The 432-nt window shown below is 29.4% G+C and carries 1 protein-coding gene; it reads right to left on the bottom strand.

The window, feature by feature from the left end; genetic code table 11:
* Positions 1 to 83: 83 nt before the first annotated feature.
* A complete protein-coding gene (locus L979_RS16025) occupies positions 84 to 278 on the bottom strand; it encodes a hypothetical protein (RefSeq protein ID WP_156125604.1) in 195 nt (64 codons plus the stop codon).
* Between the last annotated feature and the right edge of the window lie 154 nt (positions 279 to 432).

Here is a 432-nt window from a genome sequence, read left to right as displayed (position 1 = left end):
TGTTGCGTACGTAGTTGTCAAGCGTTTGTTTAATTTTAAGTTTTTTATGCAATTCTCTTAGTGTTGTCATTTATTCCCCTTTACTATTTAAGTGATATTGATAATAGTCCATTTTCGTACGAAAAAGAATTAACTTCCTCATTATCTTCAATAAACATGAGTAAATCTTCTTCTAAATCAGAAATATTATCCATGTCTTTTATATCAAGAATAGCATTTCCTGAAAATATCCCGAAGTAAATTTTTATTTGTTCCACTATATTTTCATTTAAAGCCATGCTTCTAGTTAGCGTTTTAACTTTCAATTTAATACTCCATCATATATTTTACCAAACTTCAAAGCGTTAATTTTAACTAACTGTTTCAAGTCTGATATGAATTGCTGTTCTCCGTCGAAGTCAAATGGCATTGATACGTTTTCCTTGATCCAAG

The organism is Kocuria sp. ZOR0020, from assembly GCF_000800955.1.
Taxonomy (GTDB): domain Bacteria; phylum Actinomycetota; class Actinomycetes; order Actinomycetales; family Micrococcaceae; genus Kocuria; species Kocuria subflava.
Note: the sequence above shows the minus strand (reverse complement) of the source record. Positions and strands in the feature narration are given on the sequence as shown.